The sequence below is a fragment of the Pseudonocardia sp. NPDC049154 genome (genome assembly GCF_040648315.1).
Lineage (GTDB): Bacteria > Actinomycetota > Actinomycetes > Mycobacteriales > Pseudonocardiaceae > Pseudonocardia.
Genome location: NZ_JBEZDN010000269.1, coordinates 1 through 1128, shown reverse-complemented (window position 1 = coordinate 1128; position 1128 = coordinate 1). Strand labels below are relative to the sequence as shown.

The 1128-nt window shown below is 71.2% G+C and carries 1 protein-coding gene; it reads left to right on the top strand.

Annotation, left to right across the window (positions count from 1 at the left end; all coding sequences use genetic code 11):
• Positions 1-1128, top strand: a 1128-nt coding sequence (locus tag AB0B41_RS43235) for a DUF222 domain-containing protein (RefSeq protein WP_358213047.1), incomplete at both ends; no start/stop codon positions are given.

The window sequence follows — 1128 nt, the reverse complement described above, 5'->3', positions numbered from 1 at the left end:
CTCACCGCGGTGCTGCCCGACGACCTCGCCGTGATCGTCGAGGCCCGCGCGCTGGACCGAGCCGCAGACAAGACCCGCCCACAGTGGCGGGCCCTGCTGGCCCGGCTCATCGCCCGCCTCGACCCCGACGGTGAACACCGCCGCCACACCACCGCCCGCACCACCCGTGAGGTCACCTACCGCCCACTACCCGACGGGATGGGCTCGCTCTGGGCCCGACTGTCCGCGGTCGACACCGAAGCCGTCTGGCAAACCCTCTGCCGCCTCGCCAAAGCGTTAGGCCCGGACGACCCGCGCACCATGGACCAACGCCGCGCCGACCTGCTCGTCGACCTGTGCACCGGCCGGCTCACCCTCACCGACACCACCGCAGTCACCCAACAGGTCAACGCCGCCCTCGCCCACCTCCGCGACACCGACAACCCAAGCACGGACCCGGACGCCGACACCGATAGCACGCCCGCTGCGAGTACCACCACCACAGACGCCGACGCCTCCGGCGCGCAGGGTGACGACGGCTTCGAGGCGGGCGCCAACGCTGACAGCGAAGCCCGCCACCAGAACACCTCCGATGCGGTCCCCGGTGCACCAGGTGCCGCGGATGGCAGCTCCCCCGACATCAACAACACGAGCGAAGCCGATGCCCGTAGCAGCGCTGTCGGCACTGTGTCCGCGACCGATGACGCCGCCGGCAGCGGTGGGATTGCCGAGAGAGGCGACGCGGACAGGCGCATTACCGACGCACTCCAAGGCAGCCCGACCGACACCGGCTACATCCGATCGGCCAACGCCCACACAGCCGACTCGACCACGAGAACCACACCGTCCGAGGGTTCGTGTGGCAGCGCCACCTCGGCCGACATGGCCTCTGCGAGCCCGACGGCCTCCGACACCGTCGAAGGAACCACCCTCTACGAAGCAACTGGCGCCTCCGGCTCGGCCGAGCCCGTCGGAGCTTCCGGAGAAAATGCTCAACCCGAGCTCCGACCCGGCGAGGAGGACGCGAACCCGCTCGGGGAAGCCGCGGTGATGTTCAGCGAGGCGCAACTCGCGGCCGCGGTCGAGGCCGTGCTCGCCCACCGCCCCGGCCCACGGGCGGTCGGACGCGGGAAGCCCCTGATCCAGGTC